The following is an 18405-nucleotide window of genomic DNA, read 5'->3' on the forward strand; positions in this document are numbered from 1 at the left end:
GAGCCGGCCCCGCCGCATTGGGAAACACGCGATGAAGATTGCCGTTCTGGGAGCGGGTGCCTGGGGCACCGCGGTTGCCATCCACGCAGCGAAACAGCACGAGGTGAGCCTGTGGGCACGCCAGCCCGAGGATGCCCAGGCCATGCAGGCCGAGCGCTGCAATACGCGCTATCTGCCGGGGGTGCCGTTTCCGGAGAAGCTGGCGGTGGCGAGTGGCACGGCGAGCGCCAGCGACGTGGCGGACCAGGATCTGCTGATTCTGGCGGCGCCCGTGGCTGGGCTGCGTACGCAACTGGAACGGCTGCGTGGTTCCACGGTGCCGCTGGTCTGGCTGTGCAAGGGCTTCGAGGCAGTGCAACCGGGGGCAGGTTTCGGCCTGCTGCCGCATGAGGTCAAACAGCAGGTGGCGCCGGAATTGCTGGCAGGCGTGCTCAGTGGCCCGAGCTTTGCGCAGGAGGTGGCGCGCAGCCAGCCGACGGCGCTGGTGGTGGCCAGTCCGCACGCGCTTGTCTGCGAGCGCGCCGTGCAGGCGCTGCACGGCGGCTTCATGCGCGTGTACCGCAGCGACGATCTGGTTGGCGTGGAAGTGGGCGGCGCCGTGAAGAACGTGCTGGCGATTGCCACCGGGGTGCTGGACGGCCTGTCGCAGCGTGCCGCCCAAGGGGCGGAAACCTTTGCCCCGGGCCTGAATGCCCGCGCCGCGCTGATGACGCGCGGCCTGGCCGAGATGACGCGCCTGGGCATGCGCCTCGGGGCCGATGCGGCCACCTTCATGGGCCTGAGCGGCATGGGCGACCTGGTGCTGACCGCCACCGGCGACCTGAGTCGCAACCGCAAGGTCGGCCTGCTGCTGGCGCAAGGCATGACGGCAGACCAGGCGGTGGACAGCCTGGGCCATGTGGCCGAAGGCGTCTACTGCGCGCGCACCGTGCTGGCGCGTGCCGATTCGCTGGGCGTAGACATGCCGATCACGCGCTGCGTGGTGGCGCTGCTGGACGGGGCGATTGCGCCCACGGATGCGGCGCGCATGCTGCTGGACCGCAATGCCAAGAGCGAACATTTCTGAGCGGGCGGGTTTGCCACATTGAGCGTGGGGCGCCATCCGGCCGATAATGCAGGCAGCATGGAAAAACGCACCTACCCCCTGCGCCACGCCATCCCGGGCACGGAAACCGTCGTCACGGCGTTCCATTTCGGCCCGGCGCAGTCATCGCGCAAGATCTACATCCAGGCCAGCCTGCATGCCGACGAGCTGCCGGGCTCGCTGGTGGCGCACCACCTGTTCGAGCGGCTGGAGCGGCTCGAGGCGCAAGGGCGCGTGCAGGCGCAGATCGTGCTGGTGCCCATGTGCAACCCGCTGGGGTTGCGGCAGAACCTGTTCTACGGGCATATCGGGCGCTTCGACTTTGCCACCGGCCAGAACTACAACCGCCTGCGCAGCATCCGCCTGTTCGACTGGGCGCTGGAGCGGCTGCTTGAGCAGGGTTTCGAGCCCGGCGACGATGCCGCATTGAACGTACGCACCATCCGTTCGGCCCTGCAACAGGCGATTGCGGCGTTCGAGCCGCAGACCAGCGTGGAAGCCCTGCATGCGGTTCTGGTCGGGCTGGCGGTGGATGCCGATCTGGTGCTGGACCTGCATTGCGACAACCACGCCGTGCTGCACCTCTACACCTTGCCGCAGCTGTGGCAGGCGTTCGAGCCGATGGCGCGGCATCTCGGGTCGGAATGCCAGATCCTGGCGGAGGATTCGCAGTCGGCGTCGTTCGATGAATCACTGTCCACTCCCTGGCTCAGGCTGCAACGCCACTGGCCGGAGGCGGCCATTCCGCTGGCTTGTCACAGCGCGACGGTGGAATTGCGCGGAGAGCGTGACCTGTCCCATGCCTGGGCGCAGCAGGATGCCGATGCCTTGCTGCAATACCTGCACCAGTTGGGCGATGTGCAATTGCCCGACCATGCAGTGCGCAAGGCCCCGGAACTGGCACGGGCGCCGCATCCGCTGCAGGGCATGCAGTATGTGAATGCTCCCATGCCCGGCATCGTGGTGTACCACGTGCAGGCCGGAGACTGGGTGCAGTGCGGCCAGCCGCTGGCCGATGTGGTGGATCCCGTGAGCCAGGAGCAGCGCACCGTGCTCAGCCCGATCGAGGGCGTGGTGTTCGCCACCAGCGGGCAGCGCTTCGTGCATCCCGAGAACAAGCTGATGAGCATCTCCGGGGCAAAGGATATCGGCAACGCCAGCCTGTCGCCCTGATTGGGGGCGCCTGCTTCTTGACGGGATTGCGCAGCAAGACACAGTCCAATCGCACTCAGATCGGGTGTTGATTGGAATGGCGGGCCTGTAGGGGGAATCAGGCTAGCTCGGCGTATACGCCAGCCGCACGTAGATGGGCGCAAAGGCTTCTGCCTGCGTGATCTCTACGAGCGTTTCCTTGGCCAGCTCCAGCAGGGCGATGAAGGTCACCACCATCACCGCCACGCCGCGTGCAGGGTCGAACAGCTGCTCGAATTCGACGAAGCGGCGCCCCTGCAGCGTCTTGAGTACCAGGCTCATGTGTTCGCGCACGCTGAGTTCCTCGCGGCTGATGCGGTGGTGCTGCACCAGTTTGGCGCGCTTGAGGATGTCGGCCCAGGCCTGCTGCAGGTCGGACAGCTCCACGTCCGGAAAGCGCGGCTGCAGCGATTGTTCGATATGTACCTGCGCGCGGAAGAAATCGCGGCCGGCCTGCGGCACCGTGGCCAGCTGGGCGGCAGCGAGCTTGATCTGCTCGTATTCCTGCAGGCGGCGCACCAGTTCTGCGCGTGGATCTTCCACCTCTTCCCCATCGGCAGACTTGCGCGGGGGCAGCAGCATGCGCGACTTGATCTCGATGAGCATGGCTGCCATCAGCAGATATTCGGCGGCCAGTTCGAGATTGCGGGTGCGGATTTCGTCGACATAGGCCAGGTACTGGCGCGTGAGCGCGGCCATGGGAATGTCGAGAATGTTGAAGTTCTGCTTGCGGATCAGGTACAGCAGCAGGTCGAGCGGGCCCTCGAAAGCCTCCAGGAAGATTTCCAGCGCGTCGGGCGGAATGTACAGGTCCTGGGGGACGTTGAACAGGGGCTCGCCATAGAGACGGGCAACCGCCACGTTGTCCACCACCTCGGGCATCAGCGCGTCGGCGGCGGATGCAAGATCGGGGTCGGGGGTGTCCAAGGCGTGGCTGTGAGGGGCTGCAACGGCATCCGGCAGGATGCCGGGCAGGCGTTATTCGGCGTCGGTCTGGTACACGTAGGGCTTCTGCTTGACGCGGCCGGCCTTGTATTCGGCCAGCAGGTCGCGGTCCAGCTCCTTGTCCCACAGCAGGGCACGACCGGCACGCTGCTGCTCATCCAGCTCGGGACGCTGCTTTTTCAGCTCGTTGATGAACTTGGTGGTTTCGGACTGGTAATCGGGACGGCGGAACAAATACATGGTGCAGCGCTCTAAATGGAGGGAGTGGGGCGGGTTAGGCCGAATTTCGTGTATTTTAGCGATTCCTGCCCCGTTCCGGCCAAGTTCGCGGAGCGAGCAGGCGGTTAACCATGCTTTAGGAGAACACATGCAGGCATTTTCCCGACGTTTCCGCCGCTGGCAGTGGGCTGCGGCCCTCGCAACCGTCTGTAGCGCGCTGCTGCTGCAGGGCTGCGACAATGAGCGCGTGGCAACGACCGAAGAAGACCTGACGACCGAGGCGCAGGTGTACGCCAAGTGGGGCCAGCCGGAAAACATCTGGGAAGGCCAGAACGGCGAGCGCATCCTCGAGTACAACCGCCAGCCGCAGGGCACGACCAACTACCAGATCACCATCGGCCCCGATGGCAAGGTGGTGGCGCTGCGCCAGGTGCTCAATCGCGACAACTTCGACCGCGTCAAGCCCGGCATGATGATGGAGGACGTGCGCCGCATGCTGGGCAAGCCGGCGCGCGTGGTGCCCTATCCGCTGAAGAAGGAAACCGTCTACACCTGGCGTTACCGCGAGGGGCACAACCGCAGCAGCGTGTTCGAGGTGACCTTCGATCCGGACCTGTCGGTGATCCGCACGGAACACCGCGAGGATCCGGAGGACATGACCAACCCCGACAACAAGCCCTGAGCGTCTTCAGGCCGCCGGGCTGGCGGCGGTAGCCGGCGCGGGCCCGTTGTCTGCACCGGGCGGCAGCAGGGCCAGGCCGGCAGCCAGTGCGGCGCGCAGGTCGGGTTCCTGCCTGACGCCGGGATGATCCAGCAGCCGGGCGCGGCGCGCCATGTCCAGCGGCTGCTCGATCACGCCGCACAGGATCAGCGTGATGTTGCGCTTCTGGCAGGCGCGCGCCAGATGCTGCATTTCTTCCGCGCCCGAGGAATCCAGGTAGATCACGTTCTTCAGATCGACGATGGCCACATGCCGTGGCAGGTGGTCCTCGATGTCCTCGATGAGCTTGACGGCGCCGAAGAACAGGGCGCCATACAGCCGCCAGACACGCAGATCGCTGTCGTTCCACTGGGGGGCACCACTGACGGCGGCGGACGGCACCAGCGGTTCGGAGCGCGACAGGCTGGAGATGCGGTAGATGAAGGTCAGGCAGGCGGCGACCAGACCCACCTCCACCGCCACGGTCAGGTCGAACACCACGGTGAGGAAGAATACCGCCAGCAGCGTCAGCCGGTAGGGCATGCGGTAGCTGCGCAGGCGCGCAAATTCGCGCCATTCGCCCATGTTCCAGGCCACGAACATCAGCACGGCGGCCAGGGTAGGCAGCGGCACCAGCGCCGCCAGCGGGGCGGCCACCAGCACGATCAGCAGCAGCACCAGCGCGTGCACCATGCCGGCGATCGGGCTGCTGGCTCCGCTCTTGACGTTGGTCACGGTGCGGGCAATGGTGCCGGTGGCCGGCATGCCGCCGAAGAAGGGCGTGATGAAGTTGGCCGTGCCCTGCGCCATCAATTCCTGGTTCGGGTCGTGCCGTTCATCCACCATGCCGTCGGCCACGCGCGCGCACAGCAATGATTCGATGGCACCCAGGATGGCCAGCGTCAGGGCGGGAATGAACAGGAAACGGGCGGTTTCCCAGTTCAGCTCGGGCAGGGCAAAGGCCGGCAACTCGGCCGGAATACCGCCGAAGCGGCTGCCGATGGTTTCCACCGGCAGGTTCAGGGTAGTCACGGCAATACTGCCGAGGATCAGGGCCACGATGGAGCCGGGGATGATGGTGAGCTTGCCGTGCACCAGCGGCGTGCGGGGGCCGAGTGCCGGAAGAAAATGCTGCCAGACGATGATGGTGAGCAGCGAGCCGACGGAAACCGCCAGCGCGTAGGGGTTGAAAGTGGACTGGTAGGCCCACAGGGTGGAGAGCATGCCGAAGAAGTCGGCAGGCAGCTTCGGAATGCTCAGGCCCAGAAAGTCCTTGAGCTGCGACAGGCCGATCAGCACCGCGATGCCGTTGGTGAAGCCGATCACCACCGCGACCGGAATGAAGCGTACCAGCGTGCCCATGCGGAACAGGCCCATCAGGAACAGCAGCACGCCGGACATGGCGGTGGCGATGATCAGGCTGGGAACGCCGTAGCGCTCCACGATGCCGTAGACGATGACGATGAAGGCGCCTGCCGGCCCGCCGATCTGTACCTTGCTGCCGCCGAACAGCGCAATCAGGAAGCCGGCGATGATGGCCGTGAAAATCCCCGTCTGCGGAGTCAGCCCGCTGGCGATGGCAAAGGCCATGGCCAGCGGCAGTGCCACCACCCCGACCGTGAGGCCGGCGGTGACGTCCTTGATGAAGCGTTCCCGGTTGTAGCCTCGCATCGATTGCAGGATGCTCGGCTTGAACATCAGGATGGAATCTGGCAACTGCATGGGAACTCCGGCGGTGAATGGGGAACGGCTACATCAGGGATCTGTGCTGGTTCAGTGTATGCGCATGCCGGGCTGGGCACCCGGGAAGGGCTCCAGCACGTAGATGCCCGGCTGTGCTGCTTCGTCCGCGTGGCTGGCGGCCAGCACCATGCCTTCGCTCAGGCCGAACTTCATCTTGCGCGGCGCCAGATTGGCAACCAGCACGGTGAGCTTGCCGACCAGCTGCTCGGGCTGGTACATGCTGGCGATGCCGCTGAACACGTTGCGTGTCTTCGGCTGGCCGGCTTCGTCCTTTTCGCCGGCATCCAGCGTGAGCTGCAGCAGCTTGGTGGACCCTTCCACGGCTTTGCATTCCAGGATCTTGGCGATACGCAGGTCGACCTTGGCGAAGTCGTCGATGGTAATGGTGGGCGCCAGCGCTTCGCCGCCGGGGGCGTTGGGGTTGACCGGGGCTGCCAGTGCCTGCGGCTTCTTGGCAGCCTTCTTTTCCGGCTCCTTGGCAGGGGCGGCGTCGGCCGGCGGGGCGAACAGGGCGTCGAGTTGCTTCACGTCCACGCGCTGCATCAGGTGCTTGAATTCGTCCATCTGGTGGCCGGCGCCCAGCGCCTTGCGCGCGTCGGCAAAGTTCTCCGGCGGCACGATCAGCAGGTTGGCGACTTCGGCCGCCAGGCGTGGCAGGATGGGCTTGAGGTAGATGGTCAGCACGCGGAAGGCCTCGATGCACAGCGTGCACACCTCGTGCAGGCGCTGCTCCTGGCCTTGCTGCTTGGCCAGTTCCCAGGGCTTGTGCTGGTCGACATAGACGTTGACCTTGTCGGCCAGTGCCATGATCTCGCGCACGGCGCGGGCGTAGTCACGGGTTTCGTACAGCTTGGCGATGTCGTCGCCGGCCTGCTGCAGTTCGGCCAGCAGGGTGGTGCCCTGGGCATCCAGGGTGCCCAGCTTGCCCTCGAAGCGCTTGGTGAGGAAGCCGGCAGAACGCGAGGCGATGTTGACGAACTTGCCGATCAGGTCGCTGTTGACGCGCGCCATGAAGTCGTCGGCGTTGAAATCGATGTCCTCGTTGCGGCCATTGAGTTTGGCGGCCAGGTAGTAGCGCAGCCACTCGGGGTTCATCTTCAGGCTCAGGTACTTGAGCGGATCCAGGCCGGTGCCGCGGCTCTTGCTCATTTTCTCGCCGTTGTTCACGGTCAGGAAGCCGTGCACGAAGATGCCGTTGGGCGTCTTGCGGCCGCTGAAGTGCAGCATGGCGGGCCAGAACAGCGTGTGGAAGGTGATGATGTCCTTGCCGATGAAGTGGTACTGCTCCAGCTCCGGGTTGGCGAAATAGGCGTCGTAGTCCTGGCCACGCAGCTTGAGCAGGTTCTTCAGGCTGGCGAGGTAGCCGATGGGGGCATCGAGCCAGACGTAGAAGTATTTGCCCGGGGCATCCGGAATCTCGATGCCGAAATAGGGCGCATCGCGCGAGATGTCCCAGTCGCCGAGCTGGGGCTGGTCGCCACTGCTGCCGTCGGAGGCGGGCTGGAACCATTCCTTGATCTTGTTCAGCACTTCGGGCTGCACATGCGGCACGCCCGGGGTGCTCTCGCCGGCCGTCCACTGCTCGAGGAATTCGACCGCACGCGGGTCGGACAGCTTGAAGAAGAAGTGCTCGCTGTTGCGCAGCACCGGCGTGGCGCCGCTCAGGGCGGAGAAGGGATTCTTGAGTTCAGTAGGGCTGTAGACGGCGCCGCAGTTCTCGCAGTTGTCGCCGTACTGGTCCTTGGCGCCGCACTTGGGGCACTCGCCCTTGATGAAGCGGTCGGGCAGGAACATGCCCTTGTCGGGGTCGTAGAACTGCTCGATGGTGCGGCTCTCGATCAGGCCGGCTTTCTTCAGGCCGAGGTAGATGGATTGCGCAAGTTCGGTGTTTTCCGGGCTGTCGGTGCTGTACCAGTGGTCGTGGCTGATGTGGAAGCCTTCCAGGTACTGCTTGCGGCCGGCGGCGATGTCGGCGACGAACTGCTGCGGCGTCTTGCCGGCCTTTTCGGCGGCGATCATGATGGGTGCGCCGTGCGCGTCGTCGGCGCCGACGAAGTTCACCTCGTGGCCCTGCATGCGCTGGAAACGCACCCAGATGTCGGCCTGGATGTACTCCATGATGTGGCCGATGTGGAAGGTGCCGTTGGCATAGGGCAGGGCAGTGGTGACGAACAGTTGGCGCGACATGGTGCGGATGATGATAAAGGCAGAAAGCCGGCACGCAGCAGGTGCAGGCAGTGTAGACAAACATCCCATTTTACGGGAGCGGGCTTACACGGTGCTGCAGGTGTGGCGTTCGGCATCTAATCCGCTTGCGCCGTAAGGGTGGCGGCTTTGGCTACACTGACGGGCATTGTCCGATGTGCGCGGCGACCCAGCACACACGGGCGTGGACAGACCGATGCCGATTGCAAGCAGTCGGGCCGCCCTCACAGACCAGTTTTTTTAGACAGATCACATTCCATGACTATTCCCGCAGAACTCCTCCAGGCCCTGGCCGCTGTCACCGACGAAACCGGCGCTCCGCTCGTGAATGACAAGTCCATCAAGGATCTGGTCTGGACTGGCAATCGTCTCGCTTTCACGCTCGAGATGGGCTATCCGGCAGCCAGCCGCCATCCGGCGATCCGCGAGGCGCTCCAACAGGCAGCGCGGGCACTGCCCGGCGTGGAGCAGGTCGATGTGCAGATCACGACCAGAGTGGTGCCGCATGCGGTGCAATCCGGCATCCAGCTGATCAAGGGCGTGAAGAACGTGGTGGCGGTGGCATCCGGCAAGGGCGGCGTGGGCAAGAGCACCACCTCGGCCAATCTGGCGCTGGCGCTGGCCGCAGAAGGCGCAAAGGTCGGCCTGCTGGACGCAGATATCTATGGCCCCAGCATGCCGATGATGCTGGGCGTGCAGGGCAAGCCCGAAAGCCTGGATGGCAAGTCGATGGAGCCGATGGTTGGCCACGGCGTGCGCGTGATGTCGATCGGCTTCCTGATCGACGCCGACCAGGCCATGATCTGGCGCGGCCCCATGGCCTCGCAGGCGCTGGACCAGTTGCTGCACCAGACGCACTGGGGCACGGCTCCCGATGACGAACTCGACTATCTGGTGGTGGACATGCCGCCCGGCACCGGAGACATCCAGCTCTCGCTGAGCCAGCGCGTGCCGGTGACGGGCGCCGTGATGGTGACCACGCCGCAGGACATTGCCCTGCTGGACGTGAAGAAGGGCATCAACATGTTCCAGAAGGTCGGCGTGCCGATTCTGGGCGTGGTGGAAAACATGGCCGTGCATGTGTGCAGCAACTGCGGGCACCAGGAGCACATCTTCGGCCACGAAGGCGGCAAGCGTCTGGCCGAGGCGCAGGGGCTGCCCTATCTGGGCGCGCTGCCGCTGTCGCTCCGCATCCGCGAGCAGGCCGACAGCGGGGCGCCCACCGTGGTGTCCGACCCGGACAGCCAGGCCGCGCAGACCTATCGCGAGATTGCGCGCAAGGTGGCGGCCAGCATCGCGGCGAAGGGGCGTGACTATACGCACAAATTCCCCACGATCAAGGTGTCGCACGGAACCTGATCTGTCAGCTTGCGTGCAGGCATGGGCCGCAAAAGTTACAATGAACGGTTAATGTCTGCCATCTCCATCCAATCCCTCGTCAAGACCTTCCCGCCGCGCGGCAATGCACCGGCGGTGCATGCGCTGGACCATGTCAGTTTCGACATCGGCCACGGCGAGTTCTTCGGTCTGCTCGGCCCCAACGGCGCCGGCAAGACCACGCTGATTTCCATCCTGGCCGGGCTGGCGCGTGCTAGCTCCGGTTCCATCAAGGTGCACGGTTTCGACGTGCGCACAGAGTACGTGCAGGCGCGCCGCCACCTGGGCATCGTGCCGCAGGAACTGGTGTTCGATCCCTTCTTCACTGTGCGCGAGGCGCTCCGCTTCCAGTCCGGCTATTTCGGATTGCGTCACAACGACGACTGGATCGACGAGCTGCTGGCCGGCCTGGGCCTGGCCGACAAGGCCAATGCCAACATGCGCCAGCTTTCCGGCGGCATGAAGCGCCGCGTGCTGGTGGCGCAGGCGCTGGTGCACCGTCCGCCTGTCATCGTGCTCGACGAGCCCACCGCTGGCGTGGACGTGGAGTTGCGCCAGACGCTGTGGCATTTCGTGGCCGACCTGAACCGCAAGGGCCATACCGTGCTGCTGACCACCCATTATTTGGAAGAGGCCGAGGCCCTGTGCCACCGCATCGCCATGCTCAAGAAAGGGCAGGTGATCGCGCTGGAAAAGACCAGCACGCTGCTGGCCAATGCCACGGCCAACGTGCTGCACTTCAAGACCGACGCGCCGCTGCCGCCCGCGCTGGCGGGGCTGGCCCGCATCACCGGCCGCATGGTGGAGCTGCCTGCGCATGATCCGCAGGAGATCGAGCAGCATCTGGCCGCGCTGCGCCAGGCCGGTGTGTCGGTGGAAGAGCTGGAAATCCGCAAGGCCGATCTGGAAGACGTGTTCATCACGCTCATGAACGCGCCGAGCTGCCCGGCGGGTGTGGACGCACGAGGAGTACAGGCATGACGCAGTCTCCCCCTTCCGTGAACCTGCAGCCCGGATTCCAGGGTCTGCAGGCCGTTCCCGCCGCCAACGACGGGTGGCAGATGCTGCTGCGCAAGGAAATCCTGCGTTTCTGGCGCGTGGCCTTCCAGACCATTGCCGCGCCGGTGCTGACTGCCGTGCTGTACCTGATGATCTTCGGCCATGTGCTGAGCGACCGCGTGCAGGTCTATCCGGGCGTCAGCTATGTCGCCTTCCTGGCGCCGGGCCTGGTGATGATGAGCGTGCTGCAGAACGCCTTCGCCAACAGCGCCTCCAGCCTGGTGCAGAGCAAGATCATGGGCAACCTGGTGTTCGTGCTGCTGACGCCGCTGGGGGGGCGCCACTGGTTCATTGCCTATGTGGGCGCTGCCATCGCACGCGGCCTGCTGGTGGGGCTGGGTGTGTATCTGATCACGCTGTTCTATGCGCCGCCGCAGGCGGCCTATCCGCTGTGGATTCTGGCGTTTGCGCTGCTGGGCGCCGGCCTGATGGGTGCGCTCGGCATGCTGGCCGGCCTGTGGGCCGACAAGTTCGACCAGATGGCCACCTTCCAGAACTTCATCGTCATGCCGATGACCTTTCTCGCCGGCGTGTTCTACTCCATCCATTCGCTGCCCGGCATCTGGCAGACGCTGAGCCATTTCAACCCGTTCTTCTACATGATCGACGGCTTCCGCTATGGCTTCTTCGGCGTCAGCGATGTCTCGCCCTGGCTCAGCCTGGGCGTGGCCGGAGGCAGCTTCGTGCTGGTTTCCGCGCTGGTGCTGTACCTGCTCAAGACCGGCTACAAGCTGCGTAGCTGATACTTCACGATTGTTTCCAGGATTTTCATGACTGCCGACGAACTGCGCTCCCTCATCACGGCCGGGCTGCCGTGCGAACATATCACCATGGAAGGCGATGGCCGCCACTGGTTCGCGACCATCGTGTCGCCGGCCTTCGAGGGCAAGCGCCTGATCCAGCGCCACCAGCTGGTGTATGCCACGCTGGGCAACCGCATGCAGACGGACGAGGTGCACGCCCTGTCCATGAAGACCTTCACGCCGGCCGAGTGGGCCGCTGCGCAGGACTGAGCGCGCATCCTCCGAACAAGCAACAAGATTCCCTGAAAGAAGATCCAGACCATGGACAAACTCCTGATCCGCGGCGGCAAGCGCCTGCACGGCGAAATCGCCATCTCCGGTGCCAAGAACGCGGCGCTGCCCGAAATGTGTGCTGCGCTGCTGACGGCCGATCCGGTCAAGCTGACCAATGTGCCGCGCCTGCGCGACGTGAGCACCATGCGCAAGCTGCTCGAGAACATGGGCGTGGCGATCGAACTGCATGGCGAGCGCGGCGGCATCACCTTCGAAGCGCGGGATCCCGTCAATCCCGAGGCACCGTACGAACTGGTGAAGACCATGCGCGCTTCCGTGCTGGCGCTCGGCCCTCTGCTCGCGCGCACCGGACGTGCCAAGGTCTCGCTGCCGGGCGGCTGCGCGATCGGCGCGCGTCCCGTCGAGCAGCACATCAAGGGCCTGCAGGCCATGGGTGCCATCATCGACGTGGAGCATGGCTACATGGTGGCGCGCCTGCCCGAAGGCCGCACGCGCCTGAAGGGCGCCCGCATCACCACCGACATGATCACCGTGACCGGCACCGAGAACTTCCTGATGGCCGCCACGCTGGCCGAGGGCACCACCATCCTCGAGAATGCAGCGCAGGAGCCTGAGATTCCCGATCTGGCCGAGATGCTGATCAAGATGGGCGCGAAGATCACGGGCCACGGCACCAGCCGTATCGTGATCGAGGGTGTGGAGAAGCTGCACGGCTGCGAGCATGCCGTGGTGGCGGATCGCATCGAATGCGGCACCTTTCTGTGCGCCGTGGCGGCCACGGGCGGCGATGTGCTGCTGCGCAACGGCCGCGGCGACCATCTGGACGCCGTGATCGACAAGCTGTGCGAAGCCGGCGCCGATATCACCAAGGAAGAGGGCGGTCTGCGCGTGCGTGCTGCCGGTCCGGCCTGGAACCACCTCAAGGCCCAGAGTTTCCGCACCACCGAATATCCCGGTTTTCCGACCGACATGCAGGCCCAGTTCATGGCGCTCAATGCAGTCAGCCAGGGCAGCAGCATGGTGACCGAGACGATTTTCGAGAACCGCTTCATGCATGTCAGCGAACTGTCACGCCTGGGTGCCAATATCCAGATCGATGGCAAGAACGCGATGGTGGAGGGCGTGAACAAGCTTTCAGGCGCCACCGTGATGGCGACCGACCTGCGCGCGTCTGCCGGCCTGGTGATTGCCGGCCTGGTGGCCGAGGGCGAAACCATCGTCGACCGCATCTATCACCTGGATCGCGGCTATGACCAGATGGAAGTGAAACTGCGTGCCCTGGGCGCCGACATCGAGCGCGTTGCCTGAGCGCGGCATCCAACGGATTTTTCCCATGATTACCCTGGCCCTGTCCAAAGGACGCATCTTTGACGAAACCCTGCCGCTGCTGGCGGCGGCCGAAATCGAGGTGCTCGAGAACCCCGAGAAATCGCGCAAGCTGATCCTGCCCACCAACAAGCCGGATGTGCGCGTGGTGCTGGTGCGCGCCACCGATGTGCCCACCTACGTTCAATATGGCGGCGCCGACATCGGCGTGGTCGGCAAGGACACCCTGATCGAGCACTGCGCCGAGTGGGGCGAAACCAGCCTGTACCAGCCGCTGGACCTGCAGATCGCGCGCTGCCGCATGAGCGTGGCCGTGCCGGCCGACTTCGACTACGCCGGCAAGGTGCGCCAGGGCGCGCGCCTGCGTGTGGCGACCAAGTACGTCAACATCGCGCGCGAGTTCTTTGCCGCCAAGGGCGTGCACGTGGACATCATCAAGCTCTACGGCAGCATGGAGCTGGCGCCGCTGACCGGCATGGCCGACGCCATCGTCGATCTGGTCAGCACCGGCGGCACGCTCAAGGCCAACAACCTGGTGGAAGTCGAGCACATCATGCCGATCAGCTCGCGCCTGGTGGTGAACCAGGCCGCGCTCAAGCTCAAGCAGCAGCCGATCCGCCACCTGATCGATACCTTTGCCAAGGCCGTGAAAAAGCCGGAAGTTGTAGACTGAACGCATGAGCACCCTGCAAGCCAAACCCCTTCGCCTGTCCACCTCCCAGCCTGACTTCGAGGCCGCCTTTCTGGCGCGCCTGCACTGGAGCGCCGACACCGATGCCGCCATCGAGCAGCGCGTGTCCGATATCCTGGCTGACGTGCAGCAGCGTGGCGACGCCGCCGTGCTCGAGTACACGGCGCGCTTCGACGGCCTGCAGGCAACCGGCATGGCCGAGCTGGAGCTGAAGCAGGACGAACTCAAAGCCGCTTTCGACAGCCTGCCGGACGTGCAGAAGCAGGCATTGCAGGCCGCAGCGGCGCGTGTGCGCACGTACCACGAGGCCCAGAAGCGCGCCAGCGGCCAGAGCTGGACCTACTGCGATGCCGACGGCACGCTGCTAGGCCAGAAAGTGACCCCGCTCGACCGCGTGGGCATCTATGTCCCGGGGGGCAAGGCGGCCTATCCGTCCTCCGTGCTGATGAACGCCATTCCGGCGCATGTGGCGGGCGTGGAAGACATCATCATGGTGGTTCCGACGCCGCGCGGCGAGCGCAATGCGCTGGTGCTGGCGGCTGCCTATGTGGCGGGCGTGTCGCGCGCCTTCACCATTGGCGGCGCGCAGGCCGTGGCAGCGCTGGCCTATGGCACGGCGACCGTCCCCAAGGTGGACAAGGTGACCGGCCCCGGCAATGCCTACGTGGCCAGTGCCAAGCGCCGCGTGTTCGGTACCGTGGGCATCGACATGATTGCCGGCCCGAGCGAGATCCTGGTGCTGGCCGACGGCAGCACGCCGGCCGACTGGGTGGCGATGGACCTGTTCAGCCAGGCCGAGCATGATGAACTGGCGCAGTCCATCCTGCTGTGTCCGGATGCGGCCTATATCGACGAAGTGCAGGCTGCGATCGACCGCCTGCTGCCGGAGATGCCGCGCGCCGAGATCATCGCCAGGAGCCTGAATGGCCGCGGTGCGCTGATCCAGACCGCGAACATGGAAGAAGCCTGCGCGATCAGCAACCGCATCGCGCCCGAGCACCTGGAAGTGAGCAGCCGCGAGCCGCATCGCTGGGAGCCGTTGCTCAAGCACGCCGGCGCGATTTTCCTGGGCGCCTATACCAGCGAGAGCCTGGGCGACTACTGCGCCGGCCCCAACCACGTGTTGCCGACCAGCGGCACGGCCCGTTTCAGTTCACCGCTGGGCGTGTACGACTTCCAGAAGCGCAGCAGCATCATCGAGGTGAGCGAGCAGGGTGCGCAGGAGCTGGGACGCATTGCCAGCGTGCTGGCACATGGCGAGGGCCTGCAGGGTCACGCGCGTGCGGCGGAGATGCGCCTGAAGGATTGAGCGCCGGCTGAATGCAGAATGCAGCGAGCGCGGACAGCAGGGGGCACGGAACAAGTTGCGGCATGCGTTGCGCAACGTACAAGGCGAGCAGCAACCCAAGGCTCAAAAGACAATGACCGGCCAGCCGGTCATTGTCTTTTTGGATGGAAATCGGGGGCCAGTCCGGTTCCGGGTTGGCCTCCGGCTATCAGTTGGAGGTCACGATACCGCAGGCAATGCGCGCACCGGCGTTGCCGGCCGGCTGGGCCGTCACGTCGTCATCCTTCTCGTGCACGATCACGGCCTTGCCGATGATGCTGTTGGGGCCGCTCAGTGCCAGGCTGGTGCTGGTGATGTCGACGGCGGCTTCACCATTGGAGTCGGCGTACAGCGGGGGCATGTCGCCCACGTGGTGTTCGCCCACGCCGTGCGCGCCATGCGGCTTGCCGGTGGGGTTGAAGTGGCCGCCAGCCGCGTTGCCTTTGTCGGCACAGGAGCCGTTCTCATGCACGTGGAAGCCATGCCAGGTTTTGGGCGGCAGGCCCTTGATGGTGCCGCTGACCAGGACGTTGCCGTCGCGCTGGACGAACTTGATGTCGCCCTTGACGGTGCCGTTGGCCTCGGTGGGGGCAAGCTGCGCAGTGATGCCGGAAGGCTTCTTCTCGGCGGGCTTGGCGGCCGGCTTGCTGGCGGTGCTGGAGGCGCAGCCGGCGAGGGCGGCGACCAGCAGCAGGGACAGGGCGGGGGCAATCACGGATTTGGACATTCTGGGTTTCCCTTGGGTTGTGTTGACGGAACTGGCTTCAGGCCCGGGCCCTGCCTGTCCGGGTCAGCAAAACCCCTCCGGATGCACGCTGGCGGCCTGATGGCAGGCCAATATAGCAGGCGATCATGACAGGATTATCATAATCGCCCGTCCCCCGAATCAGGCCGTTTCCTGGCCGAGGATGTCCACCAGCGCCTGCACCAGCGCGGCGGATTGCGCATCGGTGCCGATGGAAATGCGCAGGAAGTTCTCGATGCGCGGCTTGCTGAAATGGCGCACGATGATGGAGCGCTCGCGCAGCGCCTTGGCCAGTTCGGCACCGCTGCGAACGGCGTGGCGCGCGAAGATGAAGTTGGCGGCGGACGGCAGCACCTCGAAGCCCAGCGCATGCAGGTGCGTGACCAGCGCCTCGCGCGTGGCGACGACCTTGGCGCAACTGTTGCGGAAGTGCGCATCATCCTCCACCGAAGCCACGGCGGCGGCCTGTGCCAGGCGATCGAGCGGGTAGGAGTTGAAGCTGTTCTTCACGCGCTCCAGCGCCTCGATCAGGCCGGCATCGCCAATCGCGTAACCCACGCGCAGGCCGGCCAGCGAGCGGCTCTTGGAAAAGGTGTGCACGACCAGCAGGTTCGGGTACTTGTTGACCAGCGTCGTCGCGCTTTCGCCGCCGAAATCCACATAGGCCTCATCCACCAGCACCACCGCATCCGGGTTGCCGGCGACGATGCGCTCGACCTCGCCCAGCGGCAGCGGGCTGCCGGTGGGCGCGTTGGGGTTGGCGAAAATGATGGCGCCGGCACGTTCGTCGGCGCGCGGCAGGTAGTCGTCGGCGCGGACGGCGAAGTTGTCGTCCAGCGGGATCAGCTTGTGCTCGATGCCGTACAGCCCGCAGTAGGTGGGGTAGAAGCTGTAGGTGATGTCGGGGAACCAGAGCGCCCGGTCGTGCTTGAGCAGGGCCATGAAGGCATGGGCCAGCACCTCGTCGGAGCCGTTGCCGACGAAGACCTGCTTCGGATCCACGCCGAAGCGCTGGGCCAGCACGGCCTTGAGCGCGTCCGATTCGGGATCGGGATACAGGCGCAGGCTGTCGCCGGTGGCGTTGCGGATGGCTTCGAGGGCACGCAACGAGGGGCCGTAGGGGTTCTCGTTGGTGTTGAGCTTGATCAGATTGTCGAGCTTGGGCTGTTCGCCCGGCACGTAGGGGACGAGGTCGTGGACCAGCGCGCTCCAGTAGCGGTTCATGGGTTCTGCCTGATGTTGCAATGCGGTAAAACAGCAATGTTAGCAGGGAGCCCGCGCTGTATGCATAAGGCTGCGCAGCAATGCGACAATAGAGGCTTCGCCCCCGGCCGTGCTGCAATGCGTTGCAGGGGTGCATCATGCCCGCGCGCCGGGCCGGCTGCCCGGCGGGCAATCGGCCAAATGCGGGCAAACGTTCCTACAATTCCCTACTGACCTGCTCCGGCCCGCGTGGCCGGGAGCGATGGAGAACCCACACGCCATGACCACCCCGATCGTGCCCAGCGCCCGTACTGCCGAGGTTTCGCGCAAGACTGCCGAAACCGACATCACCGTTGCCATCAACCTCGACGGCACCGGCACGTCCAGTCTCCAGAGCGGCATTGGCTTTTTCGACCACATGCTGGAGCAGATCGCCCGCCATGGCCTGATCGACCTGAACGTGGCCTGCAAGGGCGACCTGCACATCGACGGCCATCACACGGTGGAAGACATCGGCATCACCTTCGGCCAGGCCGTGGCCCGTGCCGTGGGCGACAAGAAAGGCATCCGCCGCTATGGCCATGCCTATGTGCCGCTGGACGAGGCGCTGAGCCGCGTGGTGATCGACCTGTCCGGCCGCCCCGGCCTGACGTATCACATCCCGTTCACTGCCGGCATGATCGGCGCGCTGGACACGCAATTGGTGTACGAATTCTTCCAGGGCTTCGTCAACCACGCGGGCGTCACCCTGCACATCGACAACCTGCGCGGCATCAACGCGCACCACCAGTGCGAGACGGTGTTCAAGGCCTTTGGCCGGGCGCTGCGCCAGGCGCTGGAACTGGATCCGCGTGCGGCCGGCATGATTCCTTCCACCAAGGGCAGTCTGTGATGGCAAAACCGGTCGTTGCGATCGTTGATTATGAAATGGGCAACCTGCGCTCGGTGGCGCAGGCCATGCTGCATGTGGCAGAGGACCGCTACGAGGTGGTGATTGCGCGCCAGCCCGAGCAGATCCAGCAGGCCGAGCGCGTGGTGCTTCCGGGCCAGGGCGCCATGCGCGACTGCATGCAGCACCTGCGCGACAGCGGCATGATGCAGGCGGTGCTGGAAGCGGCGGCGAACAAGCCGCTGTTCGGCGTCTGCGTGGGCATGCAGATGATGCTGGAGCACAGCGAAGAGGGCGATACGCCGGCGCTGGGACTGTTTCCCGGTGAGGTCAAACGCTTCCAGCTCGAAGGCCGTACCCAGCCCGATGGCAGCCGCTTCAAAGTGCCGCAGATGGGCTGGAACCAGGTTGCCATCTCCCGCCCGCATCCGGTGTGGGAAGGCATTGCCGACAACAGCTGGTTCTACTTTCTGCACAGCTATTTTGCATCGCCGGCCAATGCCGAACACAGCGTGGGCGAGGCCGACTACGGGGGCCGCTACACCGCCGCGATTGCGCGCGACAATATTTTTGCCACCCAGTTCCATCCCGAGAAAAGCGCCGACGCCGGTCTGGCGCTGTACCGCAACTTCCTGCACTGGAAGCCCTGATTCCCGCATGGTCG

At 65.2% G+C, this 18405-nt stretch carries 18 protein-coding genes; 12 read left to right on the forward strand and 6 right to left on the reverse strand.

What is annotated here, in order from left to right:
• Positions 1–31 precede the first annotated feature (31 nt).
• Together ACX36O_RS04720 and ACX36O_RS04725 are read left to right on the forward strand one after the other, a co-directional pair.
• The gene (locus tag ACX36O_RS04720) at positions 32–1066 is read left to right on the forward strand and encodes an NAD(P)H-dependent glycerol-3-phosphate dehydrogenase (RefSeq protein WP_213360120.1); all 1035 of its coding nucleotides are present in this window, start codon (positions 32–34) and stop codon (positions 1064–1066) included.
• A 57-nt stretch (positions 1067–1123) separates the two neighbouring features.
• A complete protein-coding gene (locus ACX36O_RS04725) occupies positions 1124–2257 on the forward strand; it encodes a succinylglutamate desuccinylase/aspartoacylase family protein (RefSeq protein ID WP_213360124.1) in 1134 nt (377 codons plus the stop codon).
• Positions 2258–2359: 102 nt separating this feature from the next.
• On the opposite strand, the gene ACX36O_RS04730 is transcribed toward ACX36O_RS04725, so the two are convergent.
• Both ACX36O_RS04730 and ACX36O_RS04735 read right to left on the reverse strand, forming a co-directional pair.
• Positions 2360–3157 (reverse strand): segregation and condensation protein A, encoded by a 798-nt coding sequence (locus tag ACX36O_RS04730; protein ID WP_213362645.1) that lies wholly within the window; start codon positions 3155–3157, stop codon positions 2360–2362.
• Positions 3158–3253: 96 nt separating this feature from the next.
• Positions 3254–3460 carry a DUF3460 family protein gene (locus ACX36O_RS04735; RefSeq protein ID WP_213360127.1) on the reverse strand — a complete coding sequence of 69 codons (207 nt, stop codon included), beginning with the start codon at positions 3458–3460 and terminating at the stop codon, positions 3254–3256.
• Between the two features lie 127 nt (positions 3461–3587).
• Between ACX36O_RS04735 and bamE the strand changes: the two genes are divergently transcribed.
• Positions 3588–4121, forward strand: coding sequence for an outer membrane protein assembly factor BamE domain-containing protein (bamE, locus tag ACX36O_RS04740; protein WP_213360130.1), 534 nt, complete (start codon positions 3588–3590; stop codon positions 4119–4121).
• A gap of 6 nt (positions 4122–4127) precedes the next feature.
• Here bamE and ACX36O_RS04745 read toward each other — a convergent pair whose 3' ends face one another.
• Positions 4128–5861, reverse strand: a complete 1734-nt coding sequence (locus tag ACX36O_RS04745) for a SulP family inorganic anion transporter (RefSeq protein ID WP_488360119.1) — start codon at positions 5859–5861, stop codon at positions 4128–4130.
• Between the two features lie 51 nt (positions 5862–5912).
• A complete protein-coding gene (gene metG / locus ACX36O_RS04750) occupies positions 5913–8069 on the reverse strand; it encodes a methionine--tRNA ligase (protein ID WP_488360120.1) in 2157 nt (718 codons plus the stop codon).
• A 276-nt stretch (positions 8070–8345) separates the two neighbouring features.
• Between metG and apbC the strand changes: the two genes are divergently transcribed.
• The 7 genes from apbC (at position 8346) to hisD (ending at position 14886) form a co-directional block, all read left to right on the forward strand.
• Positions 8346–9446 (forward strand): iron-sulfur cluster carrier protein ApbC, encoded by a 1101-nt coding sequence (gene apbC / locus ACX36O_RS04755; RefSeq protein ID WP_488360121.1) that lies wholly within the window; start codon positions 8346–8348, stop codon positions 9444–9446.
• 51 nt (positions 9447–9497) lie between these two features.
• Positions 9498–10445 carry an ABC transporter ATP-binding protein gene (locus ACX36O_RS04760; RefSeq protein WP_213360140.1) on the forward strand — a complete coding sequence of 316 codons (948 nt, stop codon included), beginning with the start codon at positions 9498–9500 and terminating at the stop codon, positions 10443–10445.
• 80 nt (positions 10446–10525) lie between these two features.
• Positions 10526–11266, forward strand: coding sequence for an ABC transporter permease (locus ACX36O_RS04765; protein ID WP_250131105.1), 741 nt, complete (start codon positions 10526–10528; stop codon positions 11264–11266).
• Between the two features lie 27 nt (positions 11267–11293).
• Complete coding sequence (locus tag ACX36O_RS04770) at positions 11294–11536, forward strand: BolA family protein (RefSeq protein WP_213360142.1); 243 nt, start codon at positions 11294–11296, stop codon at positions 11534–11536.
• 51 nt (positions 11537–11587) lie between these two features.
• Positions 11588–12868, forward strand: a complete 1281-nt coding sequence (gene murA / locus ACX36O_RS04775; protein ID WP_488360122.1) for a UDP-N-acetylglucosamine 1-carboxyvinyltransferase — start codon at positions 11588–11590, stop codon at positions 12866–12868.
• Between the two features lie 25 nt (positions 12869–12893).
• The gene (hisG, locus tag ACX36O_RS04780; RefSeq protein ID WP_213360144.1) at positions 12894–13559 is read left to right on the forward strand and encodes an ATP phosphoribosyltransferase; all 666 of its coding nucleotides are present in this window, start codon (positions 12894–12896) and stop codon (positions 13557–13559) included.
• A gap of 4 nt (positions 13560–13563) precedes the next feature.
• On the forward strand, positions 13564–14886 hold the full coding sequence (gene hisD, locus ACX36O_RS04785; RefSeq protein ID WP_371686956.1) for a histidinol dehydrogenase: 1323 nt from the start codon (positions 13564–13566) through the stop codon (positions 14884–14886).
• A gap of 187 nt (positions 14887–15073) precedes the next feature.
• Here hisD and ACX36O_RS04790 read toward each other — a convergent pair whose 3' ends face one another.
• Entirely contained in the window at positions 15074–15631 is a 558-nt protein-coding gene (locus ACX36O_RS04790) for a superoxide dismutase family protein (protein WP_488360123.1), read from the reverse strand.
• Positions 15632–15790: 159 nt separating this feature from the next.
• Positions 15791–16873 (reverse strand): histidinol-phosphate transaminase, encoded by a 1083-nt coding sequence (gene hisC, locus ACX36O_RS04795; protein WP_213360149.1) that lies wholly within the window; start codon positions 16871–16873, stop codon positions 15791–15793.
• 259 nt (positions 16874–17132) lie between these two features.
• On the opposite strand from hisC, the gene hisB reads away from it, so the two are divergent.
• Positions 17133–17744, forward strand: a complete 612-nt coding sequence (gene hisB, locus ACX36O_RS04800) for an imidazoleglycerol-phosphate dehydratase HisB (protein ID WP_213360150.1) — start codon at positions 17133–17135, stop codon at positions 17742–17744.
• Positions 17744–18391 (forward strand): imidazole glycerol phosphate synthase subunit HisH, encoded by a 648-nt coding sequence (hisH, locus tag ACX36O_RS04805; RefSeq protein ID WP_213360151.1) that lies wholly within the window; start codon positions 17744–17746, stop codon positions 18389–18391. The genes hisB and hisH overlap by 1 nt, the downstream gene beginning before the upstream one ends.
• Positions 18392–18405: the final 14 nt, after the last annotated feature.

The organism is Brachymonas sp. KE5 (assembly GCF_057773645.1).